Annotated in this window: 15 protein-coding genes and 1 pseudogene; 8 read left to right on the top strand and 8 right to left on the bottom strand. The window is 60.8% G+C overall.

Going from position 1 to position 16,109, the window contains the following annotated elements:
- Positions 1 to 548: 548 nt before the first annotated feature.
- The 3 genes from rpsT to mutM form a co-directional block, all read right to left on the bottom strand.
- Positions 549 to 812 (bottom strand): 30S ribosomal protein S20, encoded by a 264-nt coding sequence (gene rpsT / locus OKQ63_RS21050; protein WP_264211959.1) that lies wholly within the window; start codon positions 810 to 812, stop codon positions 549 to 551.
- Positions 813 to 1,023: 211 nt separating this feature from the next.
- Positions 1,024 to 1,800 carry an acryloyl-CoA hydratase gene (gene acuK / locus OKQ63_RS21045; protein ID WP_264211958.1) on the bottom strand — a complete coding sequence of 259 codons (777 nt, stop codon included), beginning with the start codon at positions 1,798 to 1,800 and terminating at the stop codon, positions 1,024 to 1,026.
- 63 nt (positions 1,801 to 1,863) lie between these two features.
- Positions 1,864 to 2,715 (bottom strand): bifunctional DNA-formamidopyrimidine glycosylase/DNA-(apurinic or apyrimidinic site) lyase, encoded by an 852-nt coding sequence (gene mutM, locus OKQ63_RS21040; protein WP_264211957.1) that lies wholly within the window; start codon positions 2,713 to 2,715, stop codon positions 1,864 to 1,866.
- Between the two features lie 86 nt (positions 2,716 to 2,801).
- On the opposite strand from mutM, the gene ubiE reads away from it, so the two are divergent.
- From ubiE to OKQ63_RS21015, 5 genes are all read left to right on the top strand, one after another.
- Positions 2,802 to 3,554: a bifunctional demethylmenaquinone methyltransferase/2-methoxy-6-polyprenyl-1,4-benzoquinol methylase UbiE gene (gene ubiE / locus OKQ63_RS21035; RefSeq protein WP_264211956.1), complete on the top strand. Its 753-nt coding sequence runs from the start codon at positions 2,802 to 2,804 to the stop codon at positions 3,552 to 3,554.
- 3 nt (positions 3,555 to 3,557) lie between these two features.
- Positions 3,558 to 5,087, top strand: a complete 1,530-nt coding sequence (gene ubiB, locus OKQ63_RS21030) for a 2-polyprenylphenol 6-hydroxylase (protein WP_264211955.1) — start codon at positions 3,558 to 3,560, stop codon at positions 5,085 to 5,087.
- Positions 5,088 to 5,372: 285 nt separating this feature from the next.
- The gene (locus OKQ63_RS21025; RefSeq protein ID WP_264211954.1) at positions 5,373 to 5,762 is read left to right on the top strand and encodes a response regulator; all 390 of its coding nucleotides are present in this window, start codon (positions 5,373 to 5,375) and stop codon (positions 5,760 to 5,762) included.
- A 95-nt stretch (positions 5,763 to 5,857) separates the two neighbouring features.
- Positions 5,858 to 9,157: a chemotaxis protein CheB gene (locus tag OKQ63_RS21020; protein WP_264211953.1), complete on the top strand. Its 3,300-nt coding sequence runs from the start codon at positions 5,858 to 5,860 to the stop codon at positions 9,155 to 9,157.
- A 304-nt stretch (positions 9,158 to 9,461) separates the two neighbouring features.
- Positions 9,462 to 10,439: a sensor histidine kinase gene (locus OKQ63_RS21015; RefSeq protein WP_264211952.1), complete on the top strand. Its 978-nt coding sequence runs from the start codon at positions 9,462 to 9,464 to the stop codon at positions 10,437 to 10,439.
- Between the two features lie 147 nt (positions 10,440 to 10,586).
- Here the strand turns inward: OKQ63_RS21015 and OKQ63_RS21010 are convergent, their stop codons facing one another.
- Both OKQ63_RS21010 and OKQ63_RS21005 read right to left on the bottom strand, forming a co-directional pair.
- Positions 10,587 to 10,973, bottom strand: coding sequence for a response regulator (locus OKQ63_RS21010; RefSeq protein ID WP_264211951.1), 387 nt, complete (start codon positions 10,971 to 10,973; stop codon positions 10,587 to 10,589).
- A 265-nt stretch (positions 10,974 to 11,238) separates the two neighbouring features.
- Positions 11,239 to 12,414, bottom strand: coding sequence for an acetyl-CoA C-acyltransferase family protein (locus OKQ63_RS21005; protein ID WP_264211950.1), 1,176 nt, complete (start codon positions 12,412 to 12,414; stop codon positions 11,239 to 11,241).
- A 200-nt stretch (positions 12,415 to 12,614) separates the two neighbouring features.
- Here OKQ63_RS21005 and OKQ63_RS21000 point away from each other — a divergent pair, with 200 nt between their 5' ends.
- The gene (locus OKQ63_RS21000; RefSeq protein WP_264211949.1) at positions 12,615 to 13,181 is read left to right on the top strand and encodes a helix-turn-helix domain-containing protein; all 567 of its coding nucleotides are present in this window, start codon (positions 12,615 to 12,617) and stop codon (positions 13,179 to 13,181) included.
- 20 nt (positions 13,182 to 13,201) lie between these two features.
- Here the strand turns inward: OKQ63_RS21000 and OKQ63_RS26305 are convergent, their stop codons facing one another.
- On the bottom strand, positions 13,202 to 13,399 hold the full coding sequence (locus OKQ63_RS26305) for a hypothetical protein (RefSeq protein ID WP_491546750.1): 198 nt from the start codon (positions 13,397 to 13,399) through the stop codon (positions 13,202 to 13,204).
- An 81-nt stretch (positions 13,400 to 13,480) separates the two neighbouring features.
- Between OKQ63_RS26305 and OKQ63_RS20995 the strand changes: the two are divergent.
- Positions 13,481 to 14,723, top strand: a pseudogene (locus OKQ63_RS20995) (integrase core domain-containing protein).
- A 199-nt stretch (positions 14,724 to 14,922) separates the two neighbouring features.
- Here the strand turns inward: OKQ63_RS20995 and OKQ63_RS26300 are convergent.
- The gene (locus OKQ63_RS26300; protein ID WP_491546753.1) at positions 14,923 to 15,063 is read right to left on the bottom strand and encodes a hypothetical protein; all 141 of its coding nucleotides are present in this window, start codon (positions 15,061 to 15,063) and stop codon (positions 14,923 to 14,925) included.
- 334 nt (positions 15,064 to 15,397) lie between these two features.
- Between OKQ63_RS26300 and OKQ63_RS20985 the strand changes: the two genes are divergently transcribed.
- The gene (locus tag OKQ63_RS20985; RefSeq protein WP_264211947.1) at positions 15,398 to 15,604 is read left to right on the top strand and encodes a cold-shock protein; all 207 of its coding nucleotides are present in this window, start codon (positions 15,398 to 15,400) and stop codon (positions 15,602 to 15,604) included.
- Between the two features lie 64 nt (positions 15,605 to 15,668).
- Here the strand turns inward: OKQ63_RS20985 and OKQ63_RS20980 are convergent, their stop codons facing one another.
- On the bottom strand, positions 15,669 to 16,070 hold the full coding sequence (locus tag OKQ63_RS20980; RefSeq protein ID WP_264211946.1) for a VOC family protein: 402 nt from the start codon (positions 16,068 to 16,070) through the stop codon (positions 15,669 to 15,671).
- Between the last annotated feature and the right edge of the window lie 39 nt (positions 16,071 to 16,109).

Below are 16,109 nucleotides of genomic sequence, written 5' to 3'. Positions count from 1 at the left end.
GCTGCGCCTCACGCGTCCCCAAAAAAGCAGCGGCCCATTTGCCGGGCCAGTTCTATCGCTACCCCCAACCACCCGGGGGGCATTCACGCACAGGGTCACCGTGTGCGGGCCAGCAGTGGCCGCATTACCCAAAGGTAAACGTTCGTCTGGAAACAGCAAAAACAGCCGCGGCAGGCGGCGGGTTTGCCGTCACGAACAGTGTCGCACACAATTGAGACAAGGCCGCTGACCATAACCGATACAGCAGTGGCTTCCGGCCAGAACAAAGCACGCAAATGCCGTCTGTACCGGACAACCTGACAACCTTGATGCCCGTCAAGATTGCCGCGAGCAGCCTGTCCCCCCAGCGAGTGAATCGCTGACTTAGTGGTAGCAATTTGACAGGGGCAGCAGCAACGAAACTATGATGTTGACTCTGCCTTTGGCCGCAAAGAATCTCTCGCTCCCGCAGCAGCCCGCCAAGGCTTTCCTAAAAAAACAAGGCGCTGCAATCTGCAGCGCCCTGACAACTTTTCAACAGGTCTTGAGCCCGCTCAGCGGGGCGAATCTCAGGCCAGTGCCTTCACCCGCGCAGCCAGGCGCGAGATTTTTCTGGAAGCGGTGTTTTTGTGATACACCCCCTTGGTGACGCCGCGCATCAGCTCGGGCTGAGCCGCGCGCAGAGCAACGGTTGCAGCGTCCTTGTCGCCGGAAGCGATGGCTTCTTCAACTTTACGCAGGAAGGTGCGGATGCGCGAACGACGGGCTTTGTTGACGGCAAAGCGCTTTTCGTTCTGACGTGCGCGCTTCTTGGCCTGGGGCGAATTTGCCATGGTGTCTGACCTTATCTTCGGGTTCTGTTTCTATCGGACGCAATGCCAGCCAAACCCGGGTCGGACCACCGGTGTGATTCTAGCCTGAGCGGGCTGCACGCGCATGTATGAGGGCGGCGTTTATCCAACTCCGTGCAGAATTGCAAGGGCGCCGGGCCTGAAAGCAAAACGGCGGGCTGTCCGGCCCGCCGCTCTAAGGGGTTTCCGGCGATTACTTGTCGCGGAACTGTGCTTCGCGCTTTTCCAGGAAGGCGGCCATGCCTTCTTTCTGGTCTTCGGTGGCAAACATCGAGTGGAACACCCGGCGCTCGAACAAGAGGCCTTCGTTCAGCGGCAGCTCGTAAGAGCGGTTCACCGATTCCTTGACGGCCATCGCTGTCAGCAGTGATTTCTCGGCGATCTTCTGCGCCGCGCCAGTGGCTTCCTCGATCAACTTCTTGGCCGGCACGACCCGCGACACCAGGCCCGCACGTTCGGCTTCTTCAGCGTTCATGAAGCGGCCGGTCAGGTTCATGTCCATCGATTTGGACTTGCCCACGAAACGGGTCAGGCGCTGGGTGCCGCCGATACCTGCGACCACGCCGAGATTGATTTCCGGCTGACCGAACTTCGCGGTTTCCGCAGCGATGATGAAATCGCACAGCATCGCCAGCTCGCAGCCGCCGCCCAGCGCATAGCCCGCCACCGCTGCGATAATCGGTTTGCGGATGGCCGAGATGCGGTCATTGGCATCGGCAAACAGGTTGGTGGAGAACACTTCGGTGAAGCTCATCTCCGACATCTCCTTGATGTCGGCACCGGCGGCAAAGGCCTTTTCCGATCCGGTCAGCACGATGCAGCGCACCTTGTCGCTGGCATCTGCCTCTTCCAGAGCGGCGCACAGCTCACCGATGAGTTCCTGGTTGAGCGCGTTCATCGCCTCTGGGCGGTTCAGTTTTATGAGGCAAACGTGGTCCTGCACATCGACGTTGATCGTCTCGTAGGCCATGATTTCTCTTTCGGTTGTTCCGTTCAGATCCGAGTCCTTACCAAAAGGGTCTCTCTGATCAAGCTATCTTTGACACTTTACACAGTAGAAGGAAGAGCGCCCGGATTGGGTGATTCTGGCAATTGACCCTGCGCAACCGGCTCGGCGGCAGGGCTCCCCCTCGCGCCCGTAGACATCGAAGGAGTGCTGGAAATATCCAAGTTCGCCAGAGGCTTGCCGGAAGTCCTTCAGCGACGATCCTCCGGCTTGGATGGCATCCTGCAGCACTTGGCGGATGACCGGCACCAGCGCTGCCACCCGCTGCGTGGCAATCTGCCCGGCCTTGCGGCGTGGCGAAATTCCCGCACGGAACAAGGCTTCGCAGACATAGATGTTACCAAGGCCCGCGATGATTCCCTGATCCAGTAATGCGGATTTCACCGGTGTGTTGCGCCCCTTGAAGGCGGCAACCAGGTGATCCTCGTGGAAATCATTGCCCAGCGGCTCCGGCCCCAGCACAGCCAGCAGCTTGTGGGAGCCTGCACTGGCGGTCTCCAGCAGATCCATCGCCCCGAACCGGCGCGGATCATTGAAGGTAATGCGGGCGCCGTTGTCCATGTCCAGCACCACATGGTCGTGCTTCTCCGCCTGCGGGTGCGCATGCGCGAACTGCCCCAGCGGATCGCCAGACACCGTCATCCGCCCCGACATCCCCAGATGAATGAGCAGCGTCTCGCCGGTATCAAGATCTGCCAGGATGTATTTCGACCGCCGCCTGAGCCGATTGACCCGCGCGCCGGTCAGCCGCTCCGCCATACGATCCGGAAACGGCCAGCGCAGATCCGGACGGTTCACCGCCGCCTTCACGATCACCGCGCCTTCCATCGCAGGTGCCAAACCGCGTTTCACCGTCTCGACCTCGGGCAATTCTGGCATTACACCCCTCCTGAACCAACGGGCCGCATTGTGCCTGCCCCACAGCGCCTTATAACAAGGGCCAAACTCAGCAAACGGCAAGTGGCATGAGCAACACCAGCGACAACACCACCCATTTCGGCTTTGAAACTGTGCCGGAAGGCGAAAAGGCAGGCCGTGTGCAGGGGGTCTTCAACTCGGTCGCCTCGAAATACGACATCATGAACGATGTGATGAGCGTCGGCATCCACCGGGTCTGGAAAGACGCGATGATGGACTGGCTGGCGCCGCGGCCCGGGCAGCGGCTGCTGGATGTGGCAGGCGGCACCGGCGACATTTCCTTCCGTTTCCTGAAACGCGCAGGCCACGGGCATGCCACCGTGCTCGACCTCACCCGCCCGATGCTGGAGGAAGGCCGCAAGCGCGCCGAAGCCGAGCAGATGGCCGGCAGCCTTGACTGGGTGACGGGCGACGCGATGAAGCTGCCGTTCAAGGACAACACCTTTGACGTCTACACCATCTCCTTCGGGATCCGGAACGTGACCCGGCCGCAGGAGGCGCTGAACGAGGCTTACCGGGTACTGCGCCCCGGCGGGCGGCTGATGGTGCTGGAGTTCTCGCAGCTGCCGAATGACGGGCTGCAAAAGCTTTATGACCTTTATTCCTTCAACGTGATCCCGCGGATGGGGCAGATGATTGCGGGCGATTACGACAGCTACCAGTATCTGGTGGAATCGATCCGCAAATTTCCGGATCAGGAGACCTTCCTGGGCATGGTCAAACAGGCGGGGTTTGAGAACGCCAAATACCGCAACCTGTCGCTGGGCATTGCCTGTCTGCACTCGGGCTGGAAAATCTGACCCATGCGCGGCCCTCACAACATCCTGCGCCTGATCCGCACAGGCGCCACTTTCGAGCGCACGGGCGCCATGCACTCGGTGCTGGAAGCCTTTGAAGCGCCGAAACCGCTGCGCATCCTCGCCCGCACCCTGGGCTGGCCGTTCAAATGGCTGGGCTACAAGGGCGATCCTTCGATGCCGCCGGAAACCCGCGCGCTGAACGCGCTGGGACCGGCCTATATCAAGTTCGGCCAGGTGCTTTCGACCCGCCCCGATGTGGTGGGCAAGGATCTGGCCAACCAGCTGCGGGTCCTGCAGGACAAGCTGCCGCCGTTTTCCCGTGCCGAAGCCCTGGCCGAGGTGGAAAAGGAGCTGGGCCGGCCGGTGTCCGAAATTTTCTCGGAGTTCAGCGACCCGATCGCCGCCGCCTCCATCGCCCAGGTGCATCGGGCGACACTGGCTGAAAGTGGCGACGAAGTTGCCGTCAAGGTGTTGCGCCCCGGCATTGAGCGCGCCTTCAACCGCGATGTCGACGCCTTCTATTTCGCCGCCCGCATTGTTGACCTGTTTGCCCCCGGCGCCCGCCGCTTGAAACCGATGGACGTGATCGAGCATTTCGACGGCGTGGTGCAGGGCGAACTGGATCTGCGGCTGGAAAGCGCCGCGGCTTCGGAGTTTGCCGCTAACACGGCCAAAGACGAAGGTTTCCAGCTGCCGGAGATCCGCTGGGGATATTCTGCCCGCCGGGTGATGACCATGGGCTGGGCCGACGGTGTTCCGCTGGGCGACAATGACGCGCTGGACGCGGCCGGACACGACCGCAGAATCCTGGCCGACCGGGTGCTGTCCCTGTTCCTCCGCCACGCGCTGCGCGACGGCTTTTTCCACGCCGATATGCATCAGGGCAATCTTAAGGTCGCGGCCAATGGCGATATCATCGCCTATGACTTCGGCATCATGGGTCATATCGACGAATACACCCGCCGGGTCTATGCCGAGATCCTGTATGGGTTCATCAAACGCGACTACAAACGGGTGGCCGAGGTGCATTTCGAGGCCGGTTATGTCCCCGCCAACCGTGACGTCGACGAATTCGCCCGCGCCCTGCGCGCGGTGGGCGAGCCGATCTTCGGCATGGATGCCTCGCAGATCTCGATGGGGCGGCTGCTGAACTACCTGTTCGAGGTGACCGAGCGCTTCGGCATGGAAACCCGTACCGAACTGATCCTGCTTCAGCGCACCATGGTCGTAGTCGAGGGCGTCGCCCGTTCGCTCGATCCGCATATCAACATCTGGGAAGCGGCCCGGCCGGTGGTCGAGGATTATATCAAGAAATCCATCGGCCCGCGCGCCGTCGTAACCGACCTCCTGGACACTGCCAAGGTGATGGCCCGTTTCGGCCCCCGCCTGCCCGCTCTGGTTGAACAGGCGCTGATCGCCCAGGCCGCGCAGAACAGCGTGCGGACCCGCGCCGGAAACGGCTGGATCATACCCGCGATGCTGGGAGCCGCCGGCGCCGCCACGCTCATTGCGGTCCTGGCACTGCTGGTCTGACAAGGTGGCGCAGCCACATTCAGACTGGCCTTCTTCGCGTTTTGCCAGCCCGATGCACGAGAGCTGAAATTCGTGCAATCACCCTAAAGCTGTTGCACGGCCGCGCCGGGCACATTGACCCCAGGTTGAATCAACAGCATGATGGGTCTGGGCTCAGGCTGGCCATTTCCTCCGAAATTTCGGACTTGATGGGAGGATCACTGGAACGGTTTGAATGCCCCAGAGACGGTTAAATGACCGAATTCCTGTTTCTGATCCCAACCGAAACAACAACGGAACCGGCCAATGAACAATCCGCGGAAAGTCCTGCTTGTCGAGAACGACGAGTTCACGCGTTACATGATGCGCGAAATAATTCTGGCACTCGGCGTGAATGTGGAAATTGCCGAGGACGGGCAGGAAAGCGTTGAAATACTCACCAACGCGCCTAATGAATTCGGCCTGGTGCTGATGGACCTGCACATGCCACGGGTGTCAGGGATCGAGGCAACCCGGCAGATCCGCCAGACTCCGCTGAACCCGCCCAGCAATGTCCCGATAATCGCGGTGACGGCCGACGTGTCCTACCACGACGATACGATTGTCAAGGAACTAGGTATGAACGGATTTGCCTCCAAACCGGTGACGCCAGGCCAGCTTCTGAAGCTTATCGACAAATTTTGCGCCGCAGCCTAACCGGGCATGCAACCACTGCGGGCATCGGCGGCTGGTAAAGCTATTTGACAAAGACTTTTGAGACGGCTTTGAGCATGGAAGACTTGGAACAGGAAATGACAGCCGGCAATACCGGTCCCCTGGCGGAAAAAAATGACCCTCAGAAAGCGACTGGAAGCAGCCAGCTGCGCGTGGTCGGCATTGCCGCCTCCGCCGGCGGTCTGGAAGCGGTCTCGCTGCTGGTGCAGAATCTTCCCCGTTCGGCCAAGGCCATCTACGTGATCGCCCAACATATGTCGCCGACTCACAAAAGCGTGCTGACTTCGTTGATTGCCCGGGAAACCACACTGCCGGTTGTGGAATTGGGCCGCGAAACCGATCCTGAGCCCGGCACGATCTATATCACCCCGCCCGACAACGATGTGGTGTACGAAAACGGCAAGCTGCGCCTCCGCAATCCCGCCGGCCACCATGCCACGCCCAAACCGTCCGCAGACCGGCTGTTCAAGAGCCTGGCCGAGGAATGCGGTGAAAGCTGCGTCGGCATCGTGCTGTCGGGAACAGGCAGCGATGGCAGCTATGGCGTGCAGTCGATCCGTGAAAACGGCGGCATCACCATCGCCCAGGAACCCAGCTCAGCCAAATATGACGGCATGCCGGCCTCGGCGATTGAAACCGGCTGCATTGATCTGACCCTGACACCGGAGCAGATCGGTGAGCACTTCGAGAAAATTCTTGCCCAGCCGCGCAATCTGGAGCTGCTGCGCCCGGCCGCCGACGAGCCCAGCAAGCTCAGCGAACTGTTCGGCATCCTCTTGGCCCGAACCCAGGTGGATTTTGCCAACTACAAGGAAAACACCCTGAACCGCCGCATTGCGCGGCGAATGTCGGCGCTGGGAATCGATGACTACGAGAAATACGTCGACTACTGCCGCTCGAGCGTTGATGAGGTGGACGCGCTGCACCGCGACCTGCTGATTTCCGTCACCCGCTTCTTCCGCGACCCGGAGCAGTTCCGCAAGCTGAACGAACAGCTGGAAAAGCTGCTGTCGGAGCGCGGCCCGGGTCCGATCCGGGTCTGGGTGGCCGGCTGCGCAACAGGTGAGGAAGCCTATTCCATCGCCATCCTGATCGCCGATATCCTCGGCGGCATTCACGCCCTGACCAAAAACAATGTGCAGGTAATTGCCACCGATATCGACCAGAACGCCATTGAAGTGGGCCGCAAGGGGATCTACCCGATCGCCGCGGCACAAGATATTCCGCCCAATTACCTGAAAGAGTATTTCGTTGTCGGCGAGGGCGACATCACGGTGCGCCAGGAGTTGCGCAATGTCACGCTGTTCTCGCGTCACAATGTGTTCCAGGACCCTCCCTTCATCAACGTCAACCTGATCACGATCCGCAACGTGCTGATCTACTTCAACCTGGCGCTGCAGGAACGGGTCCTCACCCGGCTGCATTACTCCCTGGCGGCAGGCGGGCTGCTGTTCCTGGGCACCTCCGAGAGCGTCGGCGAAATCAGTATCTATTTCGAGGCCCGTCAGGGTGCCGACAAGATCTTTGGCAAACGCCGAGGGATTTCCGGGGAACTGTCCGTTTTCCCCGGAACACAGGGCAACGCCTACCTTCGATCCCTCAGCCGGCGGATGTCCGCCGCGCAGACGGCAACCGAGCAGGCCGCACAGGCGGACCTGTCACTGGCCCGCGCTGTCGCTCCGAACGGCATGATCTGCACCAGAAACGGCGACATCATCGAGGTTCTGGGCGATATCAGCGTCTACAGCGAAATCCGGGCCGGCATGTCGACCTCGCTGAACGTCAAGATGCTGATCGATCCATTGCGCACCGAGGCCTCCAGTTTGATTGCCGTGGCTATCCGCAACGAGGAGCGCAGGGACGGCCGCTGGCATGATGTCTCCCTGCCAACCGGCAACCGGGTCCAGCTGCAGGCCTTCCCCTTTTTCAACCACAAGGGCGGTGAAATGCACTGCCTGCTGTCGATCACCTCAAGGTTTGAGGAACAAAAAGAAATCAACTTTGACGTGGCTTCCAACCGCGGCCAGCGCGACTATGTCGAGCGTATGGAACTGGAGATCCGCTCCACCCAGGAGGCGCTGCAGCAAACCATCGAGGAATTGCAGACCGCCAATGAAGAGCTGCAATCCGCCAATGAGGAACTGCAATCCACCAACGAGGAATTCCAAGCCACCAATGAGGAACTGGAAACTTCCAATGAAGAGCTGCAATCCACCAATGAAGAACTGCTGACCGTCAACGAAGAACTGCAGATCAGCTCGGCGGAGCGCCAGGCGCTGGCTTCGGAGCTGGAAGCCACGCTTGCCTCATCGCCCTATGCGGTTGCGCTTGCAGACCAGGCACTGATCATCCGCCGCCTGTCGCGGGTGGCTCTGGACGTGCTTGGAATTGGCGAACTTCCTCCAACCGGCCTGCACCTCAGCCAATGCAATCTGCCGCGCGGCTTTCCGGCCCTGGCACCTATTGCAAACACGGTGCTTCGGCTGCAAGAAACCCGGCGCATTCCGGTTTTGTCCGGTGGCGATTATTACTCTCTGGTGATGTCCCCGGTGCTGGACTTGCATCACAAGCTGATCGGCATCTCGATCACCATCACCCGTTTTGACAATGAACCTTTTAACAATATCCTGCGGCTGGTCGGACAGGTCGCCAAGGTCGGTTTCTGGACTCATAACCTGGATACAACGGAAACCCATTTTTCACCCGAAGCCCAGGCCGCCCTCGGAGTGGAGGATGCACCCTCCGTTCTGTCACTCGATGATTTCCTGGCCCGCGCCCACCCCGCGGACCGGCCGGGCTTGCAAGCATCATTGGACAAGCTGCTCAAAGAAGGCGGCTCCTTCGAATTCGAGGCCCGGTTCTTTGACGACGCCCGCAGCACCCGCAACCTCAAGGGCAGCATGACGGTATTCCGGGATTCGCATGGCGAATCCGTCCAGCTGATTGGTGTGTGCTGGGACAAAGCCCGGCAGGAAGAACGGGAACTTCTGCTGGAGTGCAGCGCGGCAATCCAGGGCCATCTGTCCATTGGGGTCTTTTCCTTTGACGTGCTGAATAACGTGCCGGTCTGGACCCCTCCGATGTACGAACTGCTCGGCTATGAGCAGGGAAAGGACGTTCCCTCCGTGGAAATGCTACTGAACCGGATCCATCCTGAAGACCGCAGTTCTGCCAAGGACGGGCTGCAGAATGTGCTGGTCCAGGGCCAGACCTGCCACCGGACCGTGCGGTTGCTGGCCAAGGATGGCGCATCTGCAGAAGCCAACCTGTTTGCCCAGGCCATGCAGGACAAGACTGGCCAGACAACCCATGTGTTCGGCGGCCTGCAACTGTTCAGGAGCGCTCTGGCACGGCAGGGCACGCAGGCAAGCCTGTAACGCCAGCCGCCAGGGAGGGACCACAGTATGACATTCCGTCTGACAGCTGATCGGCAGCGATCGGCGCGCAATGCAGCTCTCAGCCTGCATACTGCCAGCCGCCGCCCGGGTTGCAGTTTCAGGCCGCAGGCTGGTGATACCAGTGCCGCCTGAGCCGGCCGGCATGGACGCGGACGTCCTAGGCAATGCGTTTCTTGCGTCCCCTTACGCATCATTCATTCTGGATTGGCACGGCCTCATCCTGGTCTGCAATCGGCGGGCTGAACGCAGCTTCTGCCCCCCCGCACCGGCCGGCAGCAGAGACTTGACAGGAACGTGCATCAGCGAGCTGACCTTGTGGGAACGCGACACAGTGATCGCCCGGCTGAGGAAAGGCGCCGCCGCTGGCGCCACCTCGTTCCCGATGGCAGGCAGCAACCGGTTGACGCCGGCGCCGGAAACAGAATTCCGCGTGTCTCTTCTGAAATCGGCCACCAAAGGCGAGCGGCTGATCCTGCTGACACAGGACCAGTTGCGGATCACTGCGGACTCGCTGCGGCAGATGAACGAGCTGCGCGGCAAGCTGCGCGGCGAGTTGCGCAGCGCCAAGGATGCCAACCTGAAGCTGCAGGAAACCCTGCTGACAATGGAGGCCTTTGCCCATGCCGCCTCGCATGATCTGCGCACGCCAATCAACACACTCATCGGCTCGCTGCAGTTCTTTTCGGAACATTACAGCGGCGGGCTGCCGGACACCGCCCAGGAATTCCTGCAGCATATGTCCCGGGCTGCCCGGCAGATGGACCGGCTGACGACCGAGTTGCTGGAGCATTCAGTGTCGACATCCTCCAAGATTACCTTTCAGGATGTCGACATGCGGGAGGCTGTTTCCGAAGCCTGTGCCAGCCTGTCCCGGGAAATGCAGGCCTGCGGTGCTGTAATCAGGATCAGCGGCCCCGGCATTGTGCTTCACGCCGATCCGACTTTGCTGCAACTGGTATTGACCAACCTCTTGTCCAACGCGATCAAGTACAGGAACCACGCCCAGCCGCTGGAGGTCACAATCAGGATGTCCGGCACCGGCCGAGAACAGTGGAGACTGTCCGTCGCCGATAACGGAACCGGCTTTGATCCGGTAGACAAACACCGGATCCTCCAGCCCTTCCACCGGTTGCACCGCGAGATCGAAGGCAACGGGATCGGGCTGTCGACCTGTGCCGAGATCTGCCGCCGCCACAATTGGCAGCTTACCGCTGATGCGGAACCCGGCAAAGGCGCCGTCTTTACCATCGCCTTCGGCTGAGACCGTATCCGCACTTGCCCCGCCTGTGCACGCCCGCATGGCCGCACCCTGGGTCCGCTTACCCTGCGGCGGGCATGTCCTTGCTCTGCAGGAAATTGCCCTTTCAGCATTCAGGCCGGCCTGGGCCCGCAGCCCTGAGCCTCCGGATCAGCTTGCCGCGGCGGCGGCAACCCGGCCGGTCACGTGATCAACCATACTGAGGAGATCGGCCAGATTGACCGGCTTGCGCAGCACCCAGCGTATGTTGCGGCTCAGGGTGAACAGCTCGCCGCCGGCAAACAGCCGGCTGCCGGTTATATAGACCACCGGGATATCCGGACGGAGCAAAGCGGCGTAATCCGCCACCGGCAGCGACATTTCCTCACCTATCTTCAGGTCCAGCACCAGCACGTCGGGCAATGTCTCGGACAGAGCGGAAATGGCATCAGCACAGTTGGAGACAGCCCGCACATCATATCCTGCTTCCTGCAACGCCATATTAAAGGTGAAGCGGACACCGATATCATCTTCTAGAAGCAGAACCTTGGCTGTCACATTGACCCCTTCCCCGGCGAATGCACCGCACCGGGATAACGCAAGCACCACGCATTCCCGCCGGTTTTCCAAACCCCGAACAGGTCAGTTCTAGCGTAATTTCCGAAAGACACTGTGAATCGCCAAACGCTCTCAAGGGATAATCATCTCTACTTTAAATTGCATATTTTGTACACGGAAACGGCATTAATTTTTCACAAAAGCCCTGCCGCCGTAAGCTATTGCGGGCAGGGGTGCTGCACTATTCAGCCCCCTGCTTCCGCGATCAAAGCCGCTCGATCGCCAGTGCGATGCCCTGTCCGCCGCCGATGCACATCGTGATCAGCCCTTTGGTTCCGCCAATACGTTCCAATTCATATAGCGTTTTCAGAGTGATAATCGCACCGGTGGCGCCCACCGGATGGCCCAGCGCAATCGCCCCGCCATTGGGGTTCACCCTGGCCGGGTCCAGCCCCAGTTCCTTGTTCACTGCCAGCGCTTGCGCGGCAAAGGCTTCGTTCGATTCGATCACGTCGAAGTCTTCCGCCGACAGGCCGGTTTTCTCCAATAGATTGCGCACCGCGGGAACCGGGCCGATCCCCATCACTTCCGGCCGCACGCCGGCATGGGCATAGCCCAGGATCCGCGCCTTGGGCTTCAGTCCCGCCTTTTCTGCCGCCGTCGCCGTGGCCAGCACCATCGCCGCCGCACCATCGTTGATTCCGCTGGCATTTCCAGCAGTTACCCGGCCGTCCTTCTGGAACACCGCCTTCAGTCCGGCCAACGCCTCCGGCGTGGTGGCCTTGGGGTGCTCGTCCACCTCGAACGGCACCAGACCGCGTTTCACCTTCACCTCGACGGGGGTGATCTGTGATGCGAAATACCCTGCCTCGATCGCTGCCGCCGCACGGGTCTGGCTGGTGAGGGCAAACGCGTCCATCTGCTCGCGGGTGATATCATGCTCATCCGCCACGTTCTCGGCCGTCACCCCCATATGGCCGGTGCCGAACGGGCAGTTCAAGGCGCCCAGCATCATGTCGAGCGATTTCACATCCCCCATCTTCGCGCCCCATCGGCTTTGCTGGATGATGTAGGGACTGCGCGACATGTTTTCAGCGCCACCGGCAAGGGCGAACTCCGCATCACCCATCGCAAGCGATTGAAAGGATGAGATAATGGCTTGCACGCCAGAACCGCAAAGCCGGTTTACGTTCATCGCCGGCACCACCTCAGGCACTCCCGCCTGCATCGCGGCAACCCGGCTCAAGTACATGTCGCGAGGCTCTGTGTTGATGATATGACCAAAGACCACATGGCCGATCTGGCCGCCCTCGACGCCGGAACGTTCCAGCGCCGCCTTGGAGACGGTGGTGGCCAGATCGATCGGTGCTGTGCCCGCCAAAGCGCCGCCAAAAGTGCCAATGGCAGTACGGGCGCCGTCCAGGATCACGATGTCATTCATAATCTCTCTCCTCGTCAGATTTGCCCTATCATGCACCCGCAGCATAGTTCTGTCTGCTGATACGTGCCGTCATCAAAACGCCGCGTCAAACGCGCTCCCCCCCGTGCAACCCTGGTGCCCCCTCTGTACCGCTGCGGCGCAGCATGGCTTTGACACCGGAGCATTTGACAAACCGACGCCAACGGCGCAGAGAATCCGTCATGACGGAAAACACAGACGATATCCTGACCCTGCTGCCTGCCCGCCTGAAAGAGGCGCGCCGCGCCCAGGGTCTGAGCCTGGAGGCGGTGGCCAATCTGTCGGGCGTATCCCGCTCGATGGTGAGCCAGATCGAACGCGGGGAAAGCTCCCCCACCATAGCGACGCTGTGGAACCTGACACGCGCGCTGCAGGTGGATTTTGCCGGCCTTCTGGAAGCGGGCGACATGCAGGACCGGATCGAAGTCTTGCGCGCATCGGACGTGCCCAAGATCGAGAACATGGGCCAGGGCTGCCGCATCCGCATCCTGTCGCCGCCGGAAGAGGCCGGCGGGCATGAAGTCTATGACATCCGCTTCGACCAGGGCGGCGCGCTGATCAGCCAGCCCCACACCCGCGGCGCGCTGGAGCAGCTGACGGTTCTGGAAGGGGAGATCGCGGTGGCGTCCGGCAATGCCAGGGACCAGCTGCGGGCCGGCGACACTGCACGCTATGCCGCCGACGTGGCGCATTCGATAGCAGCGCCTGAAGGGCCTGCGCGGGTGTTTCTGATTGTGAAGAATGCCTGACAGGCGGGTAGAGTTTTCCATTACCCGGACGCTCTGGCTCTCACCTCATGTTTCACCGGCCTGCCACCTTCGAACTGGCACCGCAGCTCTTGTAACTTTTGAATCAGTTCAAGTTCGCCCGAAACATCCATCGCTTTCAGGCGCCGCTTGCCCAGCCTTCGGTCAGACATCCCGAGGGCGCGGGTTAGTGTGTGCTTTGAAGCAACAATTACTTCCATCGACAGGCTTAAGTAGTGACATGCTCCCCTGAAATGTCCGCGATTTGAAGTTAGCCTGTTCTCCAAGCGAGGAGGCAGACGATGCGGAAAAGCCGTTTCAGTGAGGAACAGATCATTGGCATCCTGAAGGAGCACCAGGCCGGAATGGGGGCGAAGGAACTGTGCCGGAAGCACGGCATCAGCGATGGCACGTTCTACAAGTGGCGTTCGAAGTATAGGGGCATGGAAGTGTCCGAGCCAAAAGGCTGAAGGCCCTGGAGGCAGAGAACGCCAAGCTCAAGAAGATACTGGCCGAGCACATGCTTGCGCTGAAAGAGATGCTGGGAATGGCAGCAGGCGAACGCCATGCGTTCGAGTGAGCCTGCGAACCCTTCTGAAGCCCGGTGCAAGGCGACGAGCTGTGGACTGGCCCATGACAGAGAAGAACTACAGAACTACAACCAGCGGCGGGCCTGTGCCCTGGCCAGGATCGATCCGCGTATCTACCGGCGGCAGCGGGCCCGGCCTGAGGACACCAAGTTGCGCGAGCGGCTGAAGGAGTTGTCCGGTGAACGGCGGCGGTTCGGCTATCCACTGCCCGGCAGTGGTTTGCTTGCAAACCATGAGAGGGGCGGCTGCACCTGCTGCTCGGCCGCGAGGGGTGCCGGATCTGCCGCGACGAGGGCCTGACGGTGCGCAAACGTGGCGGCCGCAAGCGCGCCATCGGAACGCGTGCGCCCATGGCGATCCCGCTAGGGCCGAACCAGAGATGGCCGCTGGACCCTCGCCATTGTCTCTCGGACCAATGGCGTTCCAATGGCTCGATGCCGGACAGCCTGTCCCCCTCTCGGGACATTGCTGCGCAATGCCCTGCCGGGCAAGGGATGGCCGCCGATTCCGGGTGCTGTGCGTCATAGACGACTTCAGCCGGGAATGCCCGGCCTGTGTGGTCGGCACATCGCTGTCGGGTCAGCGGGTTGCGCGGGAACTCGACAACATCGCCCGGCTACGCGGCTAACCCTGCATGGTGGTCAGTGACAATGGAACGGAGCTGACATCGAACGCCATCCTGAAATGGCAGGCGGAACGGTCCGTCGAGTGGCACGACACCGCACCCGGTAAACCCATGCAGAACGGCTTCGTGGAAAGCTTCAATGGCCGCCTGCGGGACGAGTGCCTGAATGAGCACCTGTTCCCCAACCTGCACCACGCACGGGAGCTGATCGCGGCCTGGCGCGACGACTATAATCACCACCGCCCCCGCACGAACCTCGACGGGCTCACCCCGTGGGAGTATCACCAACGGTCAAGAGAGGACCAAACCCTGAACAGAGCGAACGAATAACCGCGGACTCTACGGGGAACACGTCAGCAGCCGAAGAGATTCCTGCTGAAAAGTAGTGGTCAATGCTTCCGGATTGCCTGAGTGAGTCATCCGCTTCAGTAACAGCCGCCAGGTATCCACCGTACTGCTCCGGATCCCTGCAATCCTCGCAGCGCCGCTCTTCTTGCAGGCGCACGCTCTGCAAATAGCGCTGTCTCAATTAAGTGTACGGCCTCACCGAATGAATCCGCCGCTTGCCCGCTGTAATCCAGTCTTCACCCTGCCGGTCATGAGCGCGGCGGTAGCGGCAATTCCAAACGTCGCCCCGGTCGCGAACACTGCCAGCGAAGCCATCTTCAATGCGCAGTTTCAGTTTTCTCCACCACGAATGATCTCCAATAGCTTCGGCGGCTGACCTTAGATCGGGCTTAAAATTTCCGTTATCCTGACAATGAACGATAGCTATGCACTGTCTTAGGAACGAGAGCAGCAGACCGGCAAGAAAACCCCCTCTTCTTAGCTTTCCCGAACAAACCTCTTGAAAGACTCAGCCCATCGGACCATATGTGGATCGCTAACGTTATTCTTGTCGATCCACTGTCTCCCGCTCTGCGGCGTTTTCAGTCTCTCGATCCAGACCGACTACGCCAGGCTGCCGCACTTCCGCGGGCAGCATCTACTAGGAGACTACGGATATGGCCACCGGCACCGTAAAATGGTTCAACACCACCAAAGGCTTCGGCTTCATCGCACCCGACGGCGGCAGCAAAGATGTGTTCGTGCACATCTCCGCTGTTGAGCGTTCCGGCCTGACCGGCCTGGCGGACAACCAGAAAGTCACTTTCGACATCGAGCCCGGCCGTGACGGCCGCGAGTCGGCGGTGAACCTGCAGCTGGCATAAGCCGCGCAGCAGTGCAGATCGGAAGCGCGGTCCCTGGAAAGGGGCCGCGTTTTCTTTTGGCCTGTCAGCCCTTGTTCTTCTCGTCCCAGAGTTTGGGCTCCCACAGCTCCACCTTGTTGCCCTCGGGGTCCATGATCCAGGCGAAGCGGCCGTTTTCGTGGGATTCCGGCCCCTGCAGGATGGGGATGCCAGAGCCCGCCAGCTGTTCGAGCATGCCGTCCATATCATCGACCCGGTAGTTGATCATGAAACCGGCGGTGCTGGGGTCGAACCAGGTTCCGTCCGGATCGGCAGTGCCCCAAACGGTGAGGCCGCCGTCCTCTGCCTGATCCTGCTGCCAGTTGAGAATGACGCCGCCGAAGTCCGTCAGCTCCAGCCCCAGGTGGTCGCGGTACCATTCTGCCAGTGCCTTTGCGTCGCCGCGCGCTTTGATGAAAACTCCGCCTATTCCAGTGACCCGTGCCATGGCTGCATCCCCCTGTTTCCGGATCAGATAGCCCGGTTT

Origin of the sequence: Leisingera thetidis, assembly GCF_025857195.1 — a bacterium.
GTDB classification, from domain to species: Bacteria; Pseudomonadota; Alphaproteobacteria; order Rhodobacterales; family Rhodobacteraceae; genus Leisingera; species Leisingera thetidis.
This window is presented reverse-complemented; position numbering and strand designations above follow the sequence as displayed.